The sequence below is a fragment of the bacterium genome, assembly GCA_040757115.1.
GTDB lineage: Bacteria > UBA9089 > CG2-30-40-21 > CG2-30-40-21 > SBAY01 > JBFLXS01.
Genome location: JBFLYA010000353.1, coordinates 1 through 2,977, shown reverse-complemented (window position 1 = coordinate 2,977; position 2,977 = coordinate 1). Strand labels below are relative to the sequence as shown.

The window sequence follows — 2,977 nt, the reverse complement described above, 5'->3', positions numbered from 1 at the left end:
CATAAAAGTCAAGTTTCTTTTTGTTCACAATCAAAGATTTCATAAACTCTCCCATGAGGAGAGAAATATTATTAAATATTAATTATAAATTAATTAATAACTATATTAAACATATTATACGAGGAGGTTTTAAGATGAAGAAAAACATTTTAGTTTTGCTTTGCATAGTAGGGTTGGTTGTAGGGGTTGGTAAATCATCATTAGCTTCGAATGATGATGATTCCTATGTTATCAAGCAATGGGATTTTAAGGATGAAGATTCTGTCAGCGAATGGAAAACCGATGGGATTTGGGCGAGCAACTATAAGGGGTGTTCAAAAGGGAAAGTATCCTGGTCAGAGGAATATGAGGGGAGTGCTAAATTATCCGTTTCCGGAGCCCCCGGCTCTATCAATTTCTGGCAGAAACTACCCTGTGACTTGAAAGAATATGACTGCATGGAGGTCGAATATGCGGTGAAGAAGCCAACGCACCCCATCGCCACTTGGTCTATGCAGATAGGCCCGGCTAAACCACACGGGCATGCCCAATATATCGGGGTCGCGCCAACCAAAGCCGGGAGATACATTGTCCAGATGCCGGTGTATCAGATCCCTTTTGTCAAGGGCACGCCTTTCGGAATCGGCTTTTCGGTCTGGCCCGGGAAGTCTGACATCTATGTCATCAGCATCAAACTTATCCGGAACGGCGCCGCGGGTGAGATAGTAGAAATAGAAGAATAAAACGTTAGAAGTTATTGGGGTCATACCTCGAAGTGAGAATTAACTATCAAAAAGAAGAAAGGAGAAAGACGGCGGAGTGAATCTTTTGTCTAACCAATCGCTGAAGCTGACGGCGGGCAAGCCCGCCGCAGCTTAGCTCAATCGTTAGACCTGAAAAATTGGAGGATAATCATGAATACATTGACATATGATAATTTAATTGACACTGTAAAATCATTATCAATTGAAGAAAAAGAGGAACTTAAATTTTTGACGGAGAGGTATCTTATAGAGGAACGGAGAGAAGAAATCTATAAAAATTATCAAAATAGCTTGAAAGAATTTGAAGAAGGGAAGTTAGAATTTTCAAGTGATGTCCGCAAACTAAGGAAAATGGTAGAAAAATGATAGAAATCAGTTTTAGTTCTTCTTTTAAAAGAGCGTATAAGAAAAGGATTAAATGGTCTGATGAGTTAGAACGGAAATTTTGGGAAAGAGTAGAGATGTTTACAAAAGATCCTTTTGATAGAATTTTGAAGACACACAAGTTATCAGGAAGACTACAAGAATTATGGAGTTTTAATATTGAATACGATGTCCGGGTAATATTTTATTTTGCTGATAGGAATAGGGTGGTATTTGTAGATATAGGAAAACATGATGAAGTTTATTGACCTAACAAATCGTTGCAGTGGACGGCGGGGGATTGTGCCGTAATTGAAAGTTTTGTAGTATCTCAAGGGGTAATCATGTTTAATTAGCTTTTCAAGTAGATTGATTCAACCTTACTAAAAAATAAATAATGCTTCTAAAGTTTAATTTCTACCCCATATAACCCGTAAAAATATATGTAGGTCAGATCCATATCTAAGACAAAAGAGATGTCGATTTTGGAAAATCGACCTACAAGAAGTTGTTACGGTTAAAATATAAAGTACCTTGTATGAGCCCAATCTTGCAAAGAAAGATGGTGAAAAAACCTCCTCCAAAATTTATTGTCGGGCAAGGGTAGGCGTTGAAGGGTTACGCAGCTCGAAACGGTAAAGGGTAATCGTATATCGTTAAAACCCTTAACCGAAAAACTATTGACAATTCGAGCAGCACAACCTAAAACCCAATGACGATGCCTGATTAGTGTACAAGGTAACAGATATGTAGGTCGAGATTCATATCTCGACAAAAACTAAAAAGGAAGTAAAAAAATGAAAAAGACAATAATTTCAGTGATGTTGTTAGTTGGGCTAATTATCAGCCCTACATCTGCCTTTGCAGCACAAATTTACAGTGCAGATGCTATTCTTACTCCATCTGCTGGTAACCTTATGGGTGGTTTAGGGTGTTTTGTAGGTGGTGAGGTTCCGGGTCAATATGATTGGACAATAGGTAATTGTGTACCGGGTGGTACTCCAACAGATGATATGGTGTTTTCCACCAAGGATACAACTGGTTGGCAGGAACGGATGCGAATTACCAAGGAAGGCAATATCGGTATCGGAACTACCGAACCTGCGGCAAAGCTGGATATTATAGGTGATGTAAAAGCGTCCGGAACAATTGTAGGAAAAGGAATTATACGGATAGTTTCTCAGGTAGTACTGCCAGGGGACACTACAACTGTTGAGTTTCAGCTATTGCCAGATAGACGATACATTCTTGACGCAGAGATTGCAAATAATCCGGCAGCAGGTGCGGGTTGGATCGGTGTTTACTTTGACGGGGACTATGTAACTACAAACTATTCAACGCAGCGCACTAAAGCGTCTGGCAGTTCTTTAACGACAGCAAAATATAATGATCCCTATGTTCTTTATCTTGACTCTCATTCGAGAGCAAACCTTGTATACGAAATTCGTGTCCGTGAATGGTGGTAGCAAACTGGGTTGTTCACAGCGTACTCAAGATCTGAATTTGGATGGCCACCGATTAGTCTTGAGGAATATCGTGGGGTCCATACACGACACGCTTATAGTTTTATAACAAAAATTGGTATTAAGCATTCGGCTACAAATGGGCTTCATGCGGGTTCAAGATTTACTCTTTATATTGTTGAAGAATAGACATGAGATAGGATATTAGTAGGGGCAAACCGTGAATGTGGAATGCACAATAATTCGGTGAGGCAGAGGAAAAGGAAAAGACAGCGAATGAGAGCTTTTGTCTAACCCTGCGTTGCAGTTGACGGCGGGGGACTGTGCCGTGGTCAGAGTTTTGTGGTCTCTCAAAGTTTTATCTTGCTATCAAACTTTTGTGATAATTCTCCCCGCCGCACCTGAACT

General features: G+C 40.0%; 4 protein-coding genes. All 4 read left to right on the top strand.

What is annotated here, in order from left to right; genetic code table 11:
* Positions 1 to 134 precede the first annotated feature (134 nt).
* The gene (locus AB1422_18500) at positions 135 to 722 is read left to right on the top strand and encodes a hypothetical protein (GenBank protein MEW6621291.1); all 588 of its coding nucleotides are present in this window, start codon (positions 135 to 137) and stop codon (positions 720 to 722) included.
* A gap of 171 nt (positions 723 to 893) precedes the next feature.
* Positions 894 to 1,109, top strand: a complete 216-nt coding sequence (locus tag AB1422_18495) for a hypothetical protein (GenBank protein MEW6621290.1) — start codon at positions 894 to 896, stop codon at positions 1,107 to 1,109.
* Positions 1,109 to 1,375, top strand: a complete 267-nt coding sequence (locus AB1422_18490; protein ID MEW6621289.1) for a type II toxin-antitoxin system YafQ family toxin — start codon at positions 1,109 to 1,111, stop codon at positions 1,373 to 1,375. Before AB1422_18495 ends, AB1422_18490 begins: the two co-directional genes overlap by 1 nt.
* Positions 1,376 to 1,903: 528 nt before the next feature.
* Positions 1,904 to 2,572 (top strand): hypothetical protein, encoded by a 669-nt coding sequence (locus AB1422_18485; protein ID MEW6621288.1) that lies wholly within the window; start codon positions 1,904 to 1,906, stop codon positions 2,570 to 2,572.
* The last annotated feature ends 405 nt before the right edge of the window (positions 2,573 to 2,977 follow it).

Excerpts from the sequence above, each read along its gene's own strand:
- AB1422_18500 (MEW6621291.1), top strand. The coding sequence starts at position 135 with ATGAAGAAAAACATTTTAGTTTTGCTTTGCATAGTAGGGTTGGTTGTA.
- AB1422_18495 (MEW6621290.1), top strand. The coding sequence starts at position 894 with ATGAATACATTGACATATGATAATTTAATTGACACTGTAAAATCATTA.
- AB1422_18485 (MEW6621288.1), top strand. The coding sequence starts at position 1,904 with ATGAAAAAGACAATAATTTCAGTGATGTTGTTAGTTGGGCTAATTATC.